At 67.8% G+C, this 19,603-nt stretch carries 17 protein-coding genes; 4 read left to right on the top strand and 13 right to left on the bottom strand.

The genetic code is table 11. The annotated features are described in order from the left end of the window. Position 1 precedes the first annotated feature (1 nt). Genes O5O53_RS00980 through O5O53_RS01000 form a run of 5 tightly spaced genes read right to left on the bottom strand, consistent with a single transcriptional unit; the run spans position 2 to position 6,327 of the window. Positions 2–1,204 (bottom strand): alkylhydroperoxidase domain protein, encoded by a 1,203-nt coding sequence (locus tag O5O53_RS00980; RefSeq protein WP_269508243.1) that lies wholly within the window; start codon positions 1,202–1,204, stop codon positions 2–4. Continuing rightward, the gene (locus tag O5O53_RS00985; RefSeq protein WP_269508245.1) at positions 1,197–2,801 is read right to left on the bottom strand and encodes a dipeptide ABC transporter ATP-binding protein; all 1,605 of its coding nucleotides are present in this window, start codon (positions 2,799–2,801) and stop codon (positions 1,197–1,199) included. Before O5O53_RS00985 ends, O5O53_RS00980 begins: the two co-directional genes overlap by 8 nt. After that, entirely contained in the window at positions 2,798–3,676 is an 879-nt protein-coding gene (locus tag O5O53_RS00990) for an ABC transporter permease (protein WP_269508247.1), read from the bottom strand. Before O5O53_RS00990 ends, O5O53_RS00985 begins: the two co-directional genes overlap by 4 nt. Further along, a complete protein-coding gene (locus O5O53_RS00995; protein WP_269508248.1) occupies positions 3,673–4,695 on the bottom strand; it encodes an ABC transporter permease in 1,023 nt (340 codons plus the stop codon). Before O5O53_RS00995 ends, O5O53_RS00990 begins: the two co-directional genes overlap by 4 nt. Next, positions 4,696–6,327 carry a TIGR04028 family ABC transporter substrate-binding protein gene (locus O5O53_RS01000; RefSeq protein ID WP_269508249.1) on the bottom strand — a complete coding sequence of 544 codons (1,632 nt, stop codon included), beginning with the start codon at positions 6,325–6,327 and terminating at the stop codon, positions 4,696–4,698. A 126-nt stretch (positions 6,328–6,453) separates the two neighbouring features. Between O5O53_RS01000 and O5O53_RS01005 the strand changes: the two genes are divergently transcribed. Continuing rightward, a complete protein-coding gene (locus O5O53_RS01005; RefSeq protein WP_269508251.1) occupies positions 6,454–8,325 on the top strand; it encodes an FAD/NAD(P)-binding protein in 1,872 nt (623 codons plus the stop codon). Here the strand turns inward: O5O53_RS01005 and O5O53_RS01010 are convergent. Beyond that, positions 8,322–8,945, bottom strand: coding sequence for a LuxR C-terminal-related transcriptional regulator (locus tag O5O53_RS01010; RefSeq protein WP_239307049.1), 624 nt, complete (start codon positions 8,943–8,945; stop codon positions 8,322–8,324). The two genes, O5O53_RS01005 and O5O53_RS01010, sit on opposite strands and share 4 nt — an antisense overlap. Then, entirely contained in the window at positions 8,942–10,069 is a 1,128-nt protein-coding gene (locus tag O5O53_RS01015; protein WP_269508256.1) for an ATP-binding protein, read from the bottom strand. Before O5O53_RS01015 ends, O5O53_RS01010 begins: the two co-directional genes overlap by 4 nt. A gap of 112 nt (positions 10,070–10,181) precedes the next feature. Here O5O53_RS01015 and O5O53_RS01020 point away from each other — a divergent pair, with 112 nt between their 5' ends. Beyond that, a complete protein-coding gene (locus tag O5O53_RS01020) occupies positions 10,182–11,234 on the top strand; it encodes a PspC domain-containing protein (RefSeq protein WP_269508259.1) in 1,053 nt (350 codons plus the stop codon). Positions 11,235–11,243: 9 nt separating this feature from the next. On the opposite strand, the gene guaA is transcribed toward O5O53_RS01020, so the two are convergent. From guaA to guaB, 4 genes are all read right to left on the bottom strand, one after another. Then, positions 11,244–12,851, bottom strand: coding sequence for a glutamine-hydrolyzing GMP synthase (guaA, locus tag O5O53_RS01025; RefSeq protein ID WP_496197145.1), 1,608 nt, complete (start codon positions 12,849–12,851; stop codon positions 11,244–11,246). 83 nt (positions 12,852–12,934) lie between these two features. Then, on the bottom strand, positions 12,935–14,227 hold the full coding sequence (locus O5O53_RS01030) for a PAS domain-containing protein (RefSeq protein WP_239307046.1): 1,293 nt from the start codon (positions 14,225–14,227) through the stop codon (positions 12,935–12,937). A gap of 20 nt (positions 14,228–14,247) precedes the next feature. After that, positions 14,248–15,402 carry a GuaB3 family IMP dehydrogenase-related protein gene (locus O5O53_RS01035; RefSeq protein ID WP_269508264.1) on the bottom strand — a complete coding sequence of 385 codons (1,155 nt, stop codon included), beginning with the start codon at positions 15,400–15,402 and terminating at the stop codon, positions 14,248–14,250. Between the two features lie 9 nt (positions 15,403–15,411). Continuing rightward, the gene (gene guaB / locus O5O53_RS01040) at positions 15,412–16,935 is read right to left on the bottom strand and encodes an IMP dehydrogenase (RefSeq protein WP_269508266.1); all 1,524 of its coding nucleotides are present in this window, start codon (positions 16,933–16,935) and stop codon (positions 15,412–15,414) included. A 150-nt stretch (positions 16,936–17,085) separates the two neighbouring features. Between guaB and O5O53_RS01045 the strand changes: the two genes are divergently transcribed. Continuing rightward, positions 17,086–17,442 carry a DUF5319 domain-containing protein gene (locus O5O53_RS01045; protein WP_181890050.1) on the top strand — a complete coding sequence of 119 codons (357 nt, stop codon included), beginning with the start codon at positions 17,086–17,088 and terminating at the stop codon, positions 17,440–17,442. Here the strand turns inward: O5O53_RS01045 and O5O53_RS01050 are convergent. Next, positions 17,439–18,389 carry a hypothetical protein gene (locus O5O53_RS01050; protein ID WP_269508268.1) on the bottom strand — a complete coding sequence of 317 codons (951 nt, stop codon included), beginning with the start codon at positions 18,387–18,389 and terminating at the stop codon, positions 17,439–17,441. The two genes, O5O53_RS01045 and O5O53_RS01050, sit on opposite strands and share 4 nt — an antisense overlap. Beyond that, entirely contained in the window at positions 18,386–18,961 is a 576-nt protein-coding gene (locus tag O5O53_RS01055; RefSeq protein ID WP_239357190.1) for a sigma-70 family RNA polymerase sigma factor, read from the bottom strand. The genes O5O53_RS01050 and O5O53_RS01055 overlap by 4 nt, the downstream gene beginning before the upstream one ends. A gap of 276 nt (positions 18,962–19,237) precedes the next feature. Between O5O53_RS01055 and O5O53_RS01060 the strand changes: the two genes are divergently transcribed. Further along, positions 19,238–19,549, top strand: a complete 312-nt coding sequence (locus tag O5O53_RS01060; protein WP_070473359.1) for a WhiB family transcriptional regulator — start codon at positions 19,238–19,240, stop codon at positions 19,547–19,549. The last annotated feature ends 54 nt before the right edge of the window (positions 19,550–19,603 follow it).

A 19,603-nucleotide genomic window follows, 5' to 3' on the forward strand; every position in this document is an offset into this window, starting at 1 on the left:
GCTAGCGGTAGCGCTTCGGCACGTCCGGCTCGCCGAGCGTGAGCATCAGGCGGTTCGCCCAGTTGAAGAACGCGGATGAGTTCACCACGTCCAGCACCGCCAGGTCGTCCAGGCCCGCGGCCCGCAGCGCCTCCACGTGTGGCGCGCCGAACTCGTAGGGGGTGCGGGTCAGCGCCACTGCGGCATCGCGGATGGCGTTCCACAGCTCAGAGTTCAGGTCGGCGGTGACGCCTTCGTCGAGAAGCGTGTCAATGGCCTCCGCGTCGCCGCCTTCCTCTTTGGAACGACCCTGGTGCACCGAGGCGCAGTACTCGCAGCCGTTGAGGCGCGAGGCCACGGTGGCGGCGAGTTCGCGCTCGGCGCGGCCCAGCCCGCCTTCGGTGTTGTAAAAGATGTCCAGGTCCGTCAGCGTGCGGGCCTTGAGCGCCTGCGGGTCGCGCGCGAGCAGGCGGAAGTACTCCATGTCGGCGCGCTCGGGCTTGATCAGGGCGTCGACGTGCGCGTCGGTCAGCTCGCCCTTTTCCAGCGGCGCCACCCACGGCTTCCAGCCCAGCGGGTGCGCCACAAACGTCTCGGGCGCAACCACCTCGGGCTGCAGGGTGGCGGCGGCGGGCGCCCAACCGGGATCCGCAACGCCGGCTCGCTTCTCGACGCCCTCCGGCACCCCGCCGCCACCCGCCAGCACACGCACACCGTGCACGACACGCAACTGGAACGCCACAAAGGCGATGAGCTGGCCGAGCGAGACAATTGCGTTTTCGTTGTAGCCCGCTTCCTGCAGGTGCCCGATCGCCGCCGGGGATGCGTCCTTCGGGTGGAAGGTGAGCAGGTGGGCGAAGTCGAACGCGGCGGCCAAAGCCCCCTCGCCGAAGGTCACGAAGTCGCCGCCGGCGTAGGGGCCGGCGGACACACCTGCGCGCACGGCGTCGTCGACCTCGGCGACGAGCGACTCGTCCTCGTCCGCAAGCAGGTCGGTGTAGAACGCCGCGGCGCGCTTCGCGCCGGAAACACCGGCGATGAACGCGGCGACGGCGTAGCGGGTGGCAACCGGCAGCGCCTGAATCAGCGCGTCGTCGGTGGGCTCGAACAGCGCCTCGAAGCTGCGCTGGGCGTTGTCCACGGCCTCGGGACGGCGGCGGCGCAGCTCGGCCAGCTCGGCCGGGGTCTCGGCGAGGGCGTCAATAATGTCGGTGCGGTTAGACAACAAACTCTCCTAACTGTCGGGCGCGGAACACGGTGCCGGGGATGGCGTTGATGAGCTCGCGGGTGACCTCGTGCTGCGGGTGTGCAAACACGTCGTTGGTCGCCCCGTATTCCACCTGGCGGCCGCGGCTGAATACACTCACGGTATCCGAAATCTGGCGCACCACCGCCAGGTCGTGGGAAATGAACACGTACGTCAGGCCGAGCTCGCGCTGCAGGTCCTCCAGAAGCTCCAGGATTTGGGCCTGCACGGTCACATCGAGGGCGGAGACGGCCTCGTCCAGCACCACCAGCTCCGGCTCCACGATGAGCGCACGGGCGATGGCCACGCGCTGGCGTTGCCCGCCGGACAGCTGCGCCGGGGTGCGGGAGGCAAACTGCTTCGGGTCCAGCGCCACGCGCGCCAGGAACTCGTCGGCACGTTTCAGCGCCTCACGCTTCGAGGCTCCGGCGAGGTTGCGCAGCGGCTCGGCGACGATCTCGCCGACCCGCATCTTCGGGTCCAGCGAGGAGTACGGGTTTTGGTACACCATCTGCACCCGCCCGCGAAGGGCCCGCTGCTGCTTCGGTGTGAGCCCCGTCAGCTCCGTGCCGTCTAGGGTGATGCTTCCCGCGGTGGGCTGGTTGAACATGGCAATCGCGCGCCCGGTGGTGGTCTTGCCGGAGCCGGAGCCGCCGACCAGGGCATGGGTGGAGCCGCGCGCCACCTCGAAGGAAATGTCCTCGACCGCGGTGAAGTCGCCGTAGCGCTTGGTCAGCCCGCTGACAGAAAGGAGGGTCTCGGGGGTGACCGGAGGACGTCGATAGGCATCTGCGACCGCAAGCGACGGCACGTTGGCCAGCAGGCGCTTCGAGTAGTCCTGCTGCGGGCTAGTCAGCACCTGGCTCACCGGCCCGTGCTCGACCACGCGGCCGCGCTCCATGATCACCACGTCGTCCGCCCGGTCGCCCGCAACGGCGAGGTCGTGGGTGATGAAGACGACGCCAAGGCCCAGCTCAGCGCGCATTTCATCCAACAGGTCCAGGATGGTCTTCTGCACCGTCACGTCGAGCGCGGACGTCGGCTCGTCCGCAATCAGCACCTCGGGCTCGAGCGCCACGGCGGCAGCGATGAGCACGCGTTGCTTCATGCCGCCGGACAGCTCGTGCGGGTATTGGTTGTAGCGGCGCTCCGGGTCGTCGATGCCCACGCGTTCCAGCAGGGCAATTGCTTTGCGACGGCGCTCCGCCCCATCACCGACCCCATGAATTTCCAGACCGTCCTCCACCGAGGCGCCGATGGTCTTCAACGGGTTGAGCGAGTTATTCGGGTCCTGCGGCACCAGCCCGATCCTCGTGCCGCGCAACCTGCGCCACTCGGCGTTGGTCAGGCCGGACAGCTCCTGGCCCTTGAAGCGGATGCTGCCGGAAAGCACGTTGCCGGAAGGTCCCAGCAGGTCCAGCGCCGCCATGGCGGAGGTGGTCTTGCCAGAGCCGGACTCGCCCACGATGGCGGTCATGTTCCCGGCCTCGACGGAAAACGATATGTCGCGCACCACCGGGTCCGCGTCGCCGTACGCGACGGTCAGGCCGCTGACTTCAAGCAGAGGCGTGGTCACTTCACATCACCTTCCTGTTGGATCACCTGAGACAGGTGGTTGGCGGACATCACAGTGGCCACGATGGCCAGGCCGGGCAGCAGGATCAGCCACCAGGCGGTTGCCATGAAGTCGCGGCCTTCCGCGATGAGCAGGCCCCACTCCGGGGTCGGCGGCGGCGCGCCGTAGCCCAAAAAGCCCAGGATGGACAGCTGCAAGATGGCGGTGCCGAACTGCAGCGCGGCCAGTGCCAACACCGGGGTCAGGGAGTTCGGCAGCACGTGGCGGAACAGCACCTGGGCCTGGGTGGCGCCGGAGCCGTAGGCGGCCTCGACGAAGTCCGCGCCCGCAATCTGAATCACCTGCGAGCGCGCCAGACGCGCGAACGTGGCCACCGACGTCATGCCGACGGCGAACGCAGCCTGCAGCGAGCCGAAGCCGGTGACAATGATGATGGACAGCGACAGCAGGATGCCGGGGATGGCCAGCAGCACATCCACCAGGCGCATCAGCACCGTGTCCACCCAGCCGCGCTGCGTGCCGGCGATCAGGCCGATCAGGGTGCCCAGCACCAGGCCGACGGCCACGGCGATCACCGCACCCAGCAGCGACTGGCGCGCGCCGTACACCACGCGCGAGAACAGGTCGCGGCCCACCGCGTCGGTGCCGAAGATGTACTCGCCGTTAGGGGCGAGCAGTGCCACGTCAACGCCGTTGTACGGGTCGTGCGGCGCGAAGATGCCCGGCACGATCGCCCACAGCGCGGCGATGGCCAGCACGATCAGCGACAGGATGGTCGCCGGCGAGCTCCAGCGGCGGTGCCTGCGGGCCTTGCGCGGCGCGCGGTGGTCCTTCTGTGGCGCGCGCTGGTTGTGCACCAGGTTGGTCGTGCTCATCGGACGGCCTCCTTTGCGGTCGTAGCCGGGGTGTGTGCGGCGGTCTGCTCCTCAGGGGCCGCCGGGGTGTGTGCGGCGGTCTGCGCCGCGGCCTGGTCGCGCAGGCGCACGTCCAACACCGGGTAGAGCAGGTCCACGATCAGGTTGATCACCACGTACGCGGTTGCGGCGATGAGCACCACGCCCAGCAGCACCGGCATGTCGCGGCTGGACACGGCGTTCACGGTCAGCGAGCCCAGCCCGGCGCGGCCGAAGACGGTCTCGGTGACCACGGCGCCGCCGACCAGCTCGCCGAACAGCAGGCCGGCCATAGTGATCGCGGGCAGAAGCGAGTTGCGCAGCACGTCGCGCCAGAAGATGCGGGCCTCGCTCGCGCCGCGGGCGCGCACGACCTGCACGAACGGCTGGGCGCGGACCTCGTCGATGGAGCGGATCAGCACCTGCATCAGCGGCGCGGCCATCGGCACAGCGAGGGTGAGCGTGGGCAGGATCAGCCCCTCCAGCGGGGTCGGGTCAACCACGTTGACCCAGCCCAGGCGGAAGGAGAAGAACTGCAGCAGCAAAATGGCGATCCAGAAGCCTGGCAGGGACACCATGAACGACGGCAGGGCGCGCACGGCGCTGCGCAGCGCACCTGCGCCGGGCAGGGTGGCCACGTACGCGGTGGCCAGCGCCACCACGATGGCTAAGCCCACGGACGTCGCGGCAAGCGCGAACGTGTGCGGCGCGGCGTCCGTGATCAAGTCGAACACGGGCGTGCCGGATGCCACCGAGTAGCCCAGATCGCCGGTGAACAGCCCGCCCAGGGTGGCGAAGTACTGCTGGATCAGCGGCTTGTCCACGCCCATCTGCTCGCGGATCTGCTCGATTTCCGCCTGGGACAGGCCCAGGGCCGGGTCCGCGTAGCGGGCGGCCACGCCGTCGGAAGGCAGCGCGGACAGCAGGAAAAACGCCAGGGTGTAGGCCAAAAGGAGCACGATGAGCGCCTGGCCGATGCGCTTGAGTACGTACTTGCCCATCTACTTGTCCTCCTCGCGGTCGAAGTACACCGAGTAGAAGCTCGGGCGCGCCACCGCCTCGGTGCCGAAGCCCTTCACGTGCGGGGCAACCGCGTACACCTGCGGCTCCTCAAACAGCGGCAGGGTGTAGGCGTTTTCGGTCAGGTGGTCCTGCACCGCCTTGGAGGCGGCGGCGCGGCCGGCGTCGTCCGGGGTGGAGACCACCTTGTCCAGAAGTGCCTGCAGCTCGGTGTCGATGGGTTCGCCGTCACCGGCGTTGTTCAGAAGCGAATCGCGGCGGTCCACGGACAGGAAGGACTCGATCACGTCGTAGTCCGCGCGGCCCACCATGGTGTGCATGAGCTGGACGCGGTTGATGTCTTTTTGCGCCGCGTTTTGCGTTGCGCGGTCGCCGGCGACCATGTTCAGTTCGATGCCCAGCTCGCGCAGGTCGGACTGGATCATCGTGACGATCTCTTTCGAGCGCGGCTGCGGCAGGGCGTGGTTGACCCACAAGCTCAAGCGTTGACCGTCCTTCTCACGGATGCCGTCCGGCCCGGGGGTCCAGCCGGCGTCGTCGAGAAGCTTGCGCGATTGATCCGGGTCGAAGGTGTACGCGCCCGGCTGCTCCGCATAGCCCAGGGCCTTCGACGTCATGGACGAGGTAGCCAGCGGGTAGGAATCCGACAGCAGGATGCGGATGATCTCCTCGCGGTTGACCCCGTGGATGATCGCCTGGCGCACGCGGATGTCCTGCAAAAGCGGGTGGTTGAAACGCAGCGCCAGCTGGTTGTTCATGCCGTTGGCGGTGGCGGCGACCACCTGCACGCCCTGGTCCTTCAGGTGGCGCTCCACCGGCGGGGAGACCGTGCGCGCGACGTCGGCCTGGCCGGACAGCAGCGCGCCGGAGCGCATGGCCTCTTCCGCGGCCAGGGTGTAGTGGATGCCGTCGATACGCGCGCGCCCCTGGTGCTCAAGCGACGGCGGCGCCCAGTCGTAGTCCTCGCGGGTCTTGAGCACCAGGTCGGTGCCCAGGGTCTCGCTGTCCACCACGAACGGGCCGGAACCGATGACGTTTTCCGCGTTGCCGGGGCCGAAGTCCTCGTTGCGCAGCTTCAGCGAGGAATCAGCCAACAGCCCCGCGTTGTAGGTGGACGTCGCCTGCGCGAAGCCCGGCGAGGGCGCGGAGAAGTAAAAGCGCACCGTGTCTTCGTCGACAACCTCGCCGCGCTCGTAGTTGGAGATTTGCTCCGAGACGTTGAGCAGACGGTCCTTGTCGCCCAGGCCGAACAGGTCGAAGTTGTCCACGATGTTCTGCGCGGTCATGGGCGTGCCGTCGGAGTAGGTCACGTCGGTGCGGATGTCGAACGTGAACACCGTGGCGTCCTCATTGATCTCCGGCAGGTCCGTGGCAATCCACGGCTCAAGCTCCAGCGTCTCCGGGTCCTGGTAGAGCAGCCGGTCCGTCAGCTGGTTGACCACGCCGCCGTTGGGGTAGAACCCGGCGGCCGGCGGGTACAGGCTGTTAAACCAGTTGGACTCCAGGTAGGTGAGCACGTCACCGTCGTCGCCGCCTGCCGCCGCCGCGCACCCGGCGAGCAGGCTGGCTGCCGCGCCGAGCGCAAGCGTCGCGGCTACCTTTGTTTTAGGCACGTTATCGTCCTCTTTCTTCGGTTGCGCAGTGCACATTACCACTGTTAGACAATCCGGTTCTTTCGCAATAGACTAGGCAGTCTACATACGATCATTGGTTCACAGAAATCGTGGAGGTTTTTCACCGTGGCAGCATCCATCGCAATCGTCGGAGCAGGACCCCGCGGCATCTCCATCACCGAACGCATCGCCGCCTACCTGGGCGACCGCAGCGAGGCGCTCACCCTGCACATCATCGACGACGCCCAACTCGGCGCCGGCCGCATCTGGGACACCGACCAGACCCGTACGCTGTGCATGAACACCCTTGCCGGCGCGGTCACCCTGTTCACCGAACCCGGCGCGACCGTCTCCGCCCCCGTGCTCGAAGGCCCCACCATGTACGAGTGGATCCAGGCACTTCGCGGCGAGAAAAGCCACCCGCTTATCGACGCCTCCGGTGCCTCCCTCCCCGAGCACTACAACGAGGAGCTGCGCGCCACCCGCCCCGAGTCCAACCCCTCGCGCGCACTCTACGGCGAGTACCTGCGCTGGGCCTGGAAGGTCGCGCTCGCGCAGCTGCCGGATTCGGTCGAGGTGGTCGAGCACCACTCCCGCGCGGTGTCGCTTGCGGCCGAGGGTTCGCAGGACGCCATCGAGCTTGCCGACGGCGCGATCGTGCACGCCGACGCCACCGTCCTCGCCTCCGGCTGGGTGCTGCCCGCCCCCACACCCGCGCAGCAGGCGTTCGCCGACTCGGGCCTGACCTACATCCCGCCGGGCAACCCGGTGGAGCAGGACGTTTCGCTGCTTCCGGCCGGAGAGTGCGTTGTGGTGCGCGGCATGGGAATGGGCTTTTTCGATCTCATGGCGCTGGCCACCATCAACCGGGGCAGCCGCTTCGTCGAGGATCCTGCAGCCCGCTCCGGCCTGCGCTACGAGGCCACCGGCAAGGAGCCGCACTTCGTGGTCACCTCCGGGCGCGGCTACCCCTACCTGCCCAAGTCCGAGTACCACTCCCTGCCGCCGAAGGCTGACCTGTCGCGCCTGCGCGCGGCCATCGACGCCTCCGAGGCGCCGGTCTCCTTCGGCCTTGATCTGTGGCCGGCGCTGGCCCGCGACGCCTACGCCGAGTACTACCGCGTGCTTGCCCGTGTGCGTCCCGAAGCGCTCAGCGTGCCGCTCGAGGAGATCTTGGCGGCCATCGACGCCGCCGACCTCGCAGCGGTTGCCTCTGCGGACGACATCCTGCCGGTCGCGAACGCGCTGACCGAGGCGCTCGACGGGATGAGCACCGCACCGTTCGACATGGCCGCGTGGGTGGACCCGCTCGCCGGAACCGAGGAGCTTGACCTGGAGGAGCTGAACCGCCGCGTCGCCGAGGGCATGGAGGTGGACATCGCCGAGGCCGTGTCCGCCTGGGACTCCCCGCTTAAGGCCGGCCTGTGGGCGATCTCCGCGGGCCGCAAGCCCAGCGCGATCGCCACCCAGAACGGCCGCGGCCCGCGCGAGGCGGCACTGTCGCAGTACATGGCGTTCGGCCAGATGGTCGGCTCCGGCCCGCCGCTGTTCCGCACCCGCGAGCTGCTCGCGCTTTTCGACGCCGGCCTGGTCACCTTCTTAGGCCCCACCCCCGTGGTGGAGGTCGCCGACGGCGAGTACGCAGCGGTTAGCCACGGTCGCACGGTGCGCGCCGCCGCGCTTGCCGACGCCTTCCTGCCCGGCCCCGACATCCGCACCTCCCCCGATGCGCTCACCGCGTCGCTGCGCGAGGCCAGCCGCGTGCGCCCGTTCGCACCGGGTGGTGTGGAAACCGCCTCCCCGGAGACCGACGATGGCACCCGCCGCACCGTCCACCCCGACGGCGAGCTGGATCCGCGCCTGCACATCGTGGGCATCCCCACCGGCAAGCAGTGGGCGGACACCACCATCTCCCCCATGCCCGGCACCGACCCGCTGATGCTGCAGGAGACCGACAAGACGGCACGTTCGCTGCTCACCCAGGCGGGCGTGCTCTAGCCTAAGTCCCGCGCCACCGCCCACCTGGTGAGCTGGTGGCGGTTGGAGGTCTGCGTCTTGCGCAAAATGTTCGACGCGTGCGTCTCCACCGTCTTCACAGAGATGAACAACCGCTCGGCGATCTCCTTGTACGTGTAGCCGCGCGCGAGCAGCCGCAGCACCTCGAGTTCACGGCGGGTCAGCGAATCCACCGCCGGGTCGTCCTCTTCCACCACCGGCCCCGAGGCGAAGGCGTCGAGCACGAACCCGGCCAGCCGCGGCGAGAAATACGCGTCCCCGTCGCGCACCCGCTCGATCGCCTCAGCAAGCTCGGCGCCTGCGATGTTCTTGGTTACGTACCCACGCGCGCCAGCACGGATCAAGGCGATGACGTCCTCGGCGGCATCGGAAACACTCAGCGCCAGGTACGCCGGGCCCGGCGCCCGCTTGAGCACGGCCAGTCCGCCGCCGTCGGGCATGTGCACGTCTAAAAGCACCACGTCCGGGCGCGTGCGCTCGATCCCACGCACCGCCTCAGCGACCGTGCCGGCCTCACCAACGATGTCAACCGCGTCCGCCAGCTCAGCCTTGACCCCGGCACGGAACACGGAGTGATCGTCCACCAAGAACACGCTCGTCATAGCTCTAACGCTATCTCTACCTCTGAGCCATTGCCTATCGACGACACCACGTGCACCTCTCCCCCAACCCGCCGAACGCGGCCCACAATGGAGTCGCGCAAACCGTGCCGATCGGCCGGGACGGCGTCCGGGTCGAAGCCGGAACCGCGGTCGCGCACAAACACCTCGAGCCTGCCCGCGAGATGCTCCGCGTAAACGTCGATGGTGTCCACACCGGCGTGCTTGGCGGCGTTGACCATTGCCTCCCTCGCGGCCAGCACGACCGCTTCGGTGCGCTCGTCGAAGGCGACATCCTCGCCCACCGTGACCGGTTGGATGACCACGCGGAAGGCGTCCTCCACCTCGCCGGCCGCTTTCTGCAGGGCGGCAAAGGTGGTGGTGTGGTTGGGCACGGAGTCGTCGAAAAGCCAGGCCCGCAGCTCGCGCTCCTGGGCGCGCGCGAGGCGGGCGACCTCATCCGCATCGCCTGCCTGCTTCTGAATCAGCGCGAGGGTCTGCAGCACCGAATCGTGCAGCCGCGAGGCAATCTCCGCGCGCTGGTCCGCCACCGCCTTCGCCTCCCGCTCCGCGACGAGCGAATTGGCCAGCTTGGCTATCAGCGGCACAACCAGCACCGCCACGCCCACGACCGTGACCAGCACAGAGACCACCACGCCGCCAACCCCGGCGCTTTCGCCCACAAACGCCACTGCCAGCACCCCGGCCATGACCAGCAGCGCACCCAAGGTCAGCGCGGCGATGTTGCCCCACGACCCCGTACCGCGGTCGTAGGCCTGCAGCGCAATCACCGCGCCGACGATGAGCACGCCGAGCACGAACACCACCGTGGCGCCCGCGCCCGAGGACAGCTGCAGCGCAATAAGCGCCCCTGCGAACCCGAGCACCACCAGCGCGAGATCCATCGTCCCCGGGCGCTGGCGCTGCGCCCCACTGTCGTCCAGCGGCGTAAACATCCACAAACCGGCGTAGAGCAGCGCGCCGAACCCGCCCGCGAAGCTGGCCGCGACGAAGAACAGGCGCACCCATTTGTCCTCCACCCCCAGGTGGTCGGCCACACCGGAGGCCACGCCGGCCACAACGCGGCGGGAGCTGTTCCGGGTCAGCCGGGGATACAACGCAGACATAACCCCCATCGTTGCACGGGCACGCCTTCGGGCACATCGGGGAAAACCCTGAAACGAAAAATCAGGGTCGTTCCCGATACCGCGGCCCGCGCTCCCGCGGGAGGATAGAGCCATGGAGAACAACACACTCACGCAGATGTGGGAGACCCGCCCGCCCCGCATCCCGGAGAACCAGGGCGGCAAGGCCGTCATCGGCGGCGTCTGCGAAGGCATCGGCGCCCGCTTCCACATCGACCCCACGTTTGTCCGCGTAGTTTTCGTCGCGCTCTCGCTCGCGTTCGGCGGCGGCATCTTCCTCTACCTGCTGTGCTGGATCAACATGCCCCGCTTCGGGCTGACCCGCAGCCCGTGGGCCGCGATCATCACTCCGAAAGAGCAGCTGACCGCAGCGGAGATGAAGGATCGCGACACCGGCTGGTGGCTGCTGCTCGGGCTGTTCCTGTTTTTACCGTCCATTTCCGTCGCAGGCGATCTGCGGGCGGTGCTGGTCACGTTCATCCTCTTCGCCGCCGGCTGGTACTTCCTGCACCAGCGCCAGCCCGAGCCGCCGGCTGGGTTGCTGGTGGGCGAGCCGGAGGAGGCACGGACAAGCAACCGCCCCGCTGTGGACACCTCTCACCTGACGGTGCCCGAAGGACACGAACACCCCGGCCAGCGCCCGCCCGCCTGGGACCCGCTCGGCGCGGCGCCGGAGCTGTGGCACCTGCCGGAGCCGAGCGAACCGGCGCCGCAGCAGTCCAAAAAACGCAACTGGTTCTGGATCCCGGTCGCCTTGGGTCTCTCAGCGGCCTCTCTCGTGGCGCTTGCGTTTTACAGCGACGTTCGCGACGGCGACTACGGGCGCTTCGGCAGCGCGCACATCACCGTGTACGACGTCGACACCCTGCCAGACCAACCGGGCGTCAACGGCTTCGTCGGCGAGACCTACCTTGACCTCTCCGAGCTCGAGCCGCTGCGCGAGCCGAAAACCGTCGAAGTCAGCAACACCATCGGCAAGGTGGAAGTGATCCTGCCCAACAACGTCCCCGTCGACGTGAACTGTCAAGTCACCATCGGCGAGACCGCCTGCCCCGAAGAAACGCAAAACGCGGACAAGGACAGCGCGCTACTCACGATCAACGTGACAGAGCGTATCGGGTCCGTGTCCGCGTACTACGAGGAGTGAGTCCGGGACTTACTCCCACTCGATGGTGGCCGGCGGCTTGGACGTGACGTCCAGCACCACGCGGTTGATGTCGGCGACCTCGTTGGTGATGCGGGTGGAGATGACCTCCAGGGTCTCGTACGGGATGCGCACCCAGTCCGCGGTCATCGCGTCCTCGGAGGCGACCGGGCGCAGCACGATCGGGTGGCCGTAGGTGCGGCCGTCTCCCTGCACGCCCACGGAGCGCACGTCCGCGAGCAGCACGACCGGGCACTGCCAGATCTCATCGTCCATACCGGCCTTGGTCAGCTCCTCGCGGGCGATGGCGTCGGCGGCGCGTAGCGTCTCCAGGCGCTCCTCGGTGACCTCGCCGATGATGCGGATGCCCAGGCCCGGGCCCGGGAACGGCTGGCGGTTCACAATCTCCTCGGGAAGGCCAAGCTCGCGGCCGACGGCGCGGACCTCGTCCTTGAACAGCAGGCGCAGCGGCTCGACGAGCTCGAACTCCACATCGTCCGGCAGGCCGCCGACGTTGTGGTGGCTCTTGATGTTGGCGGTGCCGGTGCCGCCGCCGGACTCCACCACGTCCGGGTACAGGGTGCCCTGGACCAGGTAGTCCACCTGCTGGCCCTCCAGCACGCCGGCTACGGCGCGCTCGAAGGAGCGTATGAACTCCGCGCCGATGGCCTTGCGCTTCGCCTCCGGCTCGGTCACGCCGGCGAGCTTGTCCAAAAACGCCTTGCGCTCGTCCACGGTGACCAGCTTCGCGCCGGTGGCGGCCACGAAGTCGGTCTCCACCTGCTCGCGCTCACCCTGGCGCAGCAGGCCGTGGTCCACGAACACGCAGGTCAGCCGGTCGCCGATGGCGCGCTGCACGAGTGCCCCCGCGACGGCGGAGTCCACGCCGCCGGACAGGGCGCAGATCGCACGGCCCTCGCCGACCTGTTCGCGCACGTCCGCGATGAGCTGCTCGGCGATGTTGGAGGCGGTCCAGTTCTGCTCCAGGCCGGCAATCTCGGTGAGGAAGCGGGTGAGCACCTCCTGGCCGTGCGGGGAGTGCATGACCTCCGGGTGGTACTGCACGCCGGCGAGCTTGCGGGAGGCGTCCTCGAATGCCGCGACGGGCGCGCCCGGGGTGGAGGCGGTGACCTCGAAGCCTTCCGGCGCCTGCGTCACGGAGTCACCGTGGGACATCCACACGGCGTGCTCGAACTCGAGGCCTGCGTGGAGCACGCCGCCGTCGACACGCATCTGCGTGCGGCCGTACTCGCGCGCACCGGTCTCGGCCACCTCGCCGCCGAGCGCGCGGGTCATGATCTGGAATCCATAGCAGATGCCGAAGATCGGCAGGTCCAGCTCGAAGATCTCTTGGTCGAGCTGCGGCGCGCCCTCTTCGTAGACCGACGACGGGCCGCCGGAGAGGATCAGGGCCTGCGGGTTTTTCTCGCGGACTTCTGCGGCGGTGATGGTGGAGGGAACCACCTCGGAGAACACGTTCGCCTCGCGCACACGGCGGGCGATCAGCTGCGCGTACTGCGCGCCGAAATCGAGGACAAGGACTGGGCGGGCTTGCGGAGTATTCACAGGCCTAGATCGTAGTCGATCCCGCGCGAGACCCAACTGCTTGTGCGCCGCCATGGAAGACCCCAGAATGACCAGCATGACCTTGCGTGCCCCCGCGCCGGCGTGGTCGAGGACAAAGGAAAGCCGCGCGAAAAGCGTTACTGAACAGCCGAGCTGAGGCGCTCCAGGGCGGCGCGCACCTCGTCGGTGGACGGCGCCTGCGCGAGCTTCTCGGAAGCCTGCTGCAGCTGGGCGATGGAATTATCCGCTGCCTCCATAGCCTTGTTGACCTGCTCCACCAGCGGCATCACTTCGGCGCCCATGGTGGACTCGTTGGTGTTCTGGGACCAGCGGCGGATCATCTCCAGCGGGATCTTGGTCAGCTCGGAAATGGAGTTGACCTTCAGCTCCACGCGGCGGCGGAAGGACGAGTGCAGGAACACCGCGTCGTCCATCTCGCGCACGTCGACCTCGAGCGCGTCCACAAGCAAACGCATGGACTCATCCGCGCCGGCCTCGGTGGAGAACTGCGCGGTCTGCGCGGTGTGCAGACGGGCCAGGGCGATCGCCATGCGCGCGTTCGCGGTCTTGGCGTAGAGCTCCTCGGCCACCTCTTCCAGCGTGGCGGCGTTTTCGTCGATGATGCCACGCATGGTCGCCCACACCTGCAGCGGTGCGAGCAGCAGGGTGCGCGAAGCGCCCTCGGTGACCACGTTTTCCATCTCCGCCTTCACGTTGTTGGTGACGGCGTTTTCCTCCACCAGGGTGGCGGACGCCTTGCGCAGCTCGTCGGCGGCGTCCTGGATGGCGGTCTGGACGTTCATGAACTGGTCCAGCTCGCCGTACAGCGCGCGGGCCGCGTCGTAGACGTCGCCAGAGCCTTCCGGCAGGGTGAATCCGGCATCCTCGAGCGCCTGCACCTCGGCAGGCAGGGCGGCGCGGATGAACGCGTCGTAGTCCGGCAGCAGCTCGCCGATCTTCTCCGCGCCCTTGACGGCGCGCTCGCGGCGGCCCACACCGTTGGCCTCGGCCTCGTGCTCGACCAGGTTCGCCTCCTGGTACAGCTTGCCTGCCGCTTCGAAGCGCTCCGTCATCGGACGGGTACGCACAGACAGGTAGCCGCCGTTGGGCAGCGGGGTCACGGTGGCGAGCACGTCGTACGCCGAACCGCTCTTGGCGCTGTTGCGCACGTATGCGGCGAAGGGGCGGCCGTCCTCGATAGTGTCCCACATGAGCTTGAAGGCGCCGCCCGGCATCTCATCGTTGCGGATGAGGTTGTGCGGCTTGCCGATCATCTCGTCCGCGTCGTACTGGGCGTACTTGATGAACACGTCGTTGACATGCGTCATCACACCCTTCGCGTCGGTGACCGAGAAGAAGATGTCGTTGACATCGACTTCGTGCGAGGCACCCTCTGGTGCGTCGCGAAGAATGGTTACACGGCTAGACATGGGCGTACTCATCCAATTTCTCAACTACGGATTGCCAGATCGGCTTTCTGAAAAGCTTTCACATCAGTATAACCACACTTTGCCATGATTCTCTTCAGACCTCCGACGATGTTGAGACCGCCATACGGATCGCTCGACGGCCCGAAGAGCACCGTCTCCAGCGCGGTGGAGGTGCTGGCAATCGGATCCTTGCTCACATCGCCGCGGGGGAAGCGGGGGTGGGCGGCCTGTGCCTCCCAGTACACGCCGTTCGCCGCAGCCTCTGATGCTTGTTCCAGAGTCCGGCCGAGCATGACCGCGTCCGCGCCGCACGCGATGGCGAGGGCGATGCTTTCAGCGTCCCAGATGGGCACGTCCGCGAGCACATGCACATAGCGTCCGCCGGTCTCGTCCAGGTAGTCGCGGCGGGCGGCCGCCACATCTGCGATCGCTGTCGCCGCCGGGACCTTCACCACGGTGCTGGAAGAACCGGAGCCCACAATCACACCGGCCACACCGGAGCGCATCAGGTGGGTTGCTGTGGAGTAGTCGAACACCCCGCCCGCGATCACCGGCACGTCGAGCGAGCCGACGAACTCCTTCAGGTTCAGCGGCTCGCCGCCCTGCTGCACGTGCTCGGCAGAGACGATGGACCCCTGGATGAACAGGATCTCCGCACCCGCGGCGATGACCACCGGCGCGAGCTCGCGCGCGTTCTGCGGGCTCACGCGCACTGCAACAGTCACGCCGGAGTCGCGCACCTGGGCGATGCGCTCGGTGAGCAGGTCGCGGTCGAGCTCGGCGGCGTGCAGTTCCTGCAGCGTGCGCACGGAGCGCTCGCCGGAGTCGAGGTACTCCTGGTACTTCTCCTCCGAGTCGATGCCCCAGGCGTCCTCGCAGGATTCCACGACCTTCTTCACCGCGGCCTCAAAGTCGGCGTGGCGGCCCCACAGCCCTTCGGCGTCGATCACGCCGAGGCCGCCCTGCTTGCCCATCTCGATGATGAACTCGGGGCTGGCCAACGCGTCCGTCGGGTGGGAAACGAGCGGGATGTCGAAGGCGTAGGCGTCGATGTGCCAGCTCGTGTCCACGTCCTTTGAGGAGCGGGTGCGGCGCTTCGGCACGATCGAAAGGTCGCCCAAGTCGTACGCCCTGCGGGCCTCGCGGCCGAGGCCGATTTCCACGTAGTCGCGCATGTCTCTCCCCTACTGGCGGTAATTCGGCGCTTCGACGGTCTGCGTGATGTCGTGCGGGTGCGACTCGCGCAGGCCGGCGGCAGTGATCTGGACGAACTGCTTCGTCTGCAGCTCCTCAATGGAGGCCGCGCCGGTGTAGCCCATGGCGGCGCGCAGGCCGCCGACGATCTGGTGGGTGATGGAATCCAGCTCGCCGCGGAACGGCACGCGGCCCTCGATGCCCTCCGGCACCAGCTTGTCCTCGCTGGTCACGTCCGCCTGGAAGTAGCGGTCCTTGGAGAAGGAGCGCTTCTCGCCGGTCAGGCCGCGGCCCTGCATCGCGCCCATGGAGCCCATGCCGCGGTAGCGCTTGTACTGCTTGCCGCCCACGACCACGATTTCGCCCGGGGCCTCTGCGGTGCCGGCGAGCATGGAGCCGAGCATGACTGTCGACGCACCTGCAGCCAGCGCCTTCGCTACGTCACCGGAGAACTGCATGCCGCCGTCGGCGATGATCGGCACGCCTGCGGCCTTCGCCGGGACGGACGCCTCGAGGATCGAGGTGATCTGCGGCGCGCCCACACCGGCCACCACGCGGGTGGTGCAAATGGAGCCCGGGCCGATGCCCACCTTGATCGCGTCTGCGCCCGCGTCGATCATGGCCTTCGCCGCGCTGCGGGTGGCCAGGTTGCCGCCGACGACGTCGACGCGGTCGCCGAATTCCTTCTTCACGCGCGAGACCATCTCCAGCACGCGGTTGTTGTGCGCGTGCGCGGAGTCCACCACGAGCGCGTCCACGCCGGCTTCCACCAGCAGGCCGGCGCGGTCGAAGGCGTCCTCGCCGGTGCCCACGCCAGCGGCGACGAGCAGGCGGCCGTCCGCGTCCTTGGACGCGTTCGGGTACTGCTCGCTTTTCACAAAGTCCTTCACGGTGATCAGGCCGGCCAGGGTGCCGTCGGCAGCCACGATCGGCAGCTTCTCCACCTTGTTCGCGGACAGCAGCGCGAGCGCTTCTTGCTTATCGACGCCCTCCGGTGCGACCACGAGCGGCATCGGGGTCATGACCTCGGCGACCTTGCGCTTGAAGTCAGCCTCGAAGCGCATGTCGCGGTTGGTGATGATGCCGACAAGGCGGCCGCCGTCGTCAACCACCGGCAGGCCGGAGATGCGGAAGCGGGCGCAGAGCGCGTCCACGTCCTCAAGCGTCATGTCCGGGGTTGCGGTTAACGGGTTGGACACCATGCCGGACTCGGAGCGCTTCACAATGTCGACGTGCTCCGCCTGGTCCTGGGCGCTCAGGTTGCGGTGAATCACGCCGATGCCGCCCTGGCGTGCCATCGCGATCGCCATGCGGGACTCGGTGACCGTGTCCATCGCGGCGGAGGCGATCGGCATGCCCAACCGGATGTTCTTGGTGAACTGGGAGGCGGTGCTCACCTCGGACGGGACGATGTGGGATTCCGCCGGCAGCAGCAGCACATCGTCGAAGGTCAGGCCGCGAAGCGCAACCTTGTCCGGATCGTCCCCACCAGTCCACACACGCTCGTTCGCCATCGCTTAGTCTCCTCTCCCGCGCGGATGTTTTTCGCCATGATATAACGCCCCGCAAACCCCGACCGTGCCACCCAGTTCAGCGCTCCTGCGAGCGGGGGATCGAGCCGGTTTGCCACACCGTATAGGGTTAGACGGGTGAACTACGACGACATGATGCCATTGGACCCGTTCGCGGACGACCCCAACGACCCGGCATCCTTCATCGAGGACGAAGAGCACGCCGAGCCGCTGTCGCCCGCCGAACGCGTCGCAGTCATTCAGGATCTCTCGCATGTGCGCGACGCGAAGCGCATGCTGAAACCCCGCGGAATCCTCGGGGTGTCGTTCCTCTGCGAGGACTGCGACCAAGTCCACTACTACGACTGGGAGATCATGGAGCAAAACATGATCGCCTCGCTGAACAACCAGCTGCCCCCGGTGCATGAGCCGAGCGCGAACCCCAACATCGAGGCCTACGTGCCCTGGGATTACGCCATGGGCTACCTGGACGGCTTAGAGGGGCGCTAGGAGCTGCTGCCCACCGGCGGGTGGACGATCGGGCCGCCCTCTGCGCCGCCGGAGACACTGTTGCCCGCGCCGAACTCAGCGGGCGGATTCACCATCGTCGCCGGGTCGTTGACCCGCAGCGACGGGTGCTCCTGTTCCGAGGCGGTGCCCTCCGCCGAGGACCCACCGGTTGTGCCCTGCGTCGGCGCCGTGATGCCGGAAGTCGCGCTCGGCTGCGTGCTCGACGGCGTCGGCTGGGTGGACTGCGAGGGCTGGCGGGCGCCCGCACCGGAGCCTGAGCCATTGCCTGCACCCGGCCCGCGCTGCGCCGGATCCTGCGAGGACTGCGGCGGCTGCTGCTGCGCCGGCGGCGCCTGGACAGCCGGGGCCTGCTCCGGAGTCGGCTGCTCGGTGGAGGTGTCCTCCGCCGGCACCGTGGTCGCCTCCGTGACCGTCTCTGTCACCGTCGCGGCCGCGCCGTCCTTGGCCGCGCGCCGCTCGCGCTCCTTCATCGTGGCCACCAGGCCGCGCGCCTGCTCCAGCAGGTCGCGGGCGGCAGCGGCATCGCCGCTTTCGTTGGCCGCCTCAAGCTCGTCGAGGGTGGTGGCCAGCTCCACCATCGTGGTGTCTTCGCCTTGCGCGCCGTCTTCGAACAGGGCGGCGCCGGTGCCGACGCACACCACGGTCGCCGCGGCGGCGCCGATCAAGCCGGACAGCCACGGGCTGACGCGGCGCTTCGCCTTCTCGGCGCGCTTCTCGTCCAGCGAGGCGACGTTGCCGACGGACTGGGAATCCTCCACGTACAGCTGTGGCGCCGGCGGCATCGGCCGGTCGACATCGCCCTTCAGCTTCAGCAGGGCGGCGGCGAGGGGGTCGTTGCCTGCCGAAGGATCGTCGCCAAGCATGAGCGCCTCAATGAACGCGTCGCTGTTCGCGAACTCCTCAAAATGATCGTCCTGCCGTGTCATAACTCCGCCTGCCCTCCGTCCAGTTGCTTCCGCAGTTTGGACAGCGCACGGTGCTGGGCAACACGCACTGCACCTGGTGTGCTGCCCATGACTTCAGCCGTCTCCTCCGCGGACAGCCCCACAAACACTCGCAGAATAACGATGTCGCGGGCCTTCTCGTTTAATGAATCGAGCAAAACCCGCACAGCGTTACTCCCCGACGACACCATCGCGGCGTCCTCCGGTGTGATTGTCGCCATTTCGGTGTCGGGCACCTCTTCCACCGGGCTCAGCTTGTCGCGCGCCATCGCACGGTGCGCGTCTGCGACCTTGTTAAACGCGATTCCGTACACGAACGCCATGAACGGCCGCCCGGTGTCGTTGTAGCGGTCAATGCTCGTCGCCACCGCGAGGCAGATCTCCTGGGCCACATCTTCGGGGGTAGGCATCCGCCCTCCCCCGATGCGCGCCCTGGCGTAGCGCAGCACGCGCGGGTGGATGATGGAGATGATGCGCTGCAGCGCCCGCCGGTCGCCCTGCGCAGCGGCGGGGACCAAGCCAGCGAGTTCTGCGTCTTCATCGCTTGCAGCCACGCGCATCTCCTCCCTTTATCTGTCAGCCTGCTCCGGACTCGCGTAACCCGTACATAATAGACGCACTTGCCATTTTGTTTGCGCTACCGAGCTTTTGCCAGGAATTCACCTGCCCGTAACCAGGTGCGTTAACGCAGTAAGACAGGGGTATTTTCGCGCGGTTCGACTGCGCGACAGCAGTCTGTAACCGGGACGAAACCAAACGTTAACCAGAGCAGTCCACACTCGTTGCCGGTTACACGTTTGAGGTACTTCCACAAAGGAGCACTCCCGATTATGTCTTTGCCGCATCAGCTTCCCGGACCCAACGCAGACTTCTGGGATTGGCAGCTACACAGCAAGTGCCGGGGGGAGGCCTCCGAAATCTTCTACCACCCCGACGGGGAGCGCGGCCGGGCGCGCACGCAGCGCGAAAACCGCGCGAAGGCCATCTGCTTCGAGTGCCCGGTGCTCTCCCAGTGCCGCGAGCACGCGCTGCGTGTGGCTGAGCCGTACGGCATCTGGGGCGGCATGAGCGAATCCGAGCGCTCCGCCATCCTGCGCGGCACCGCCGGCGGCATGAAGGTCGCCGCGGCTTCCGCCAAGTAGCCCGGAATACGAAAAACGCCCCGATTTCGGGGCGTTTTTGCTTATCGACGAACC

Source organism: Corynebacterium faecium (genome assembly GCF_027257105.1).
Classification (GTDB): Bacteria; Actinomycetota; Actinomycetes; order Mycobacteriales; family Mycobacteriaceae; genus Corynebacterium; species Corynebacterium lehmanniae.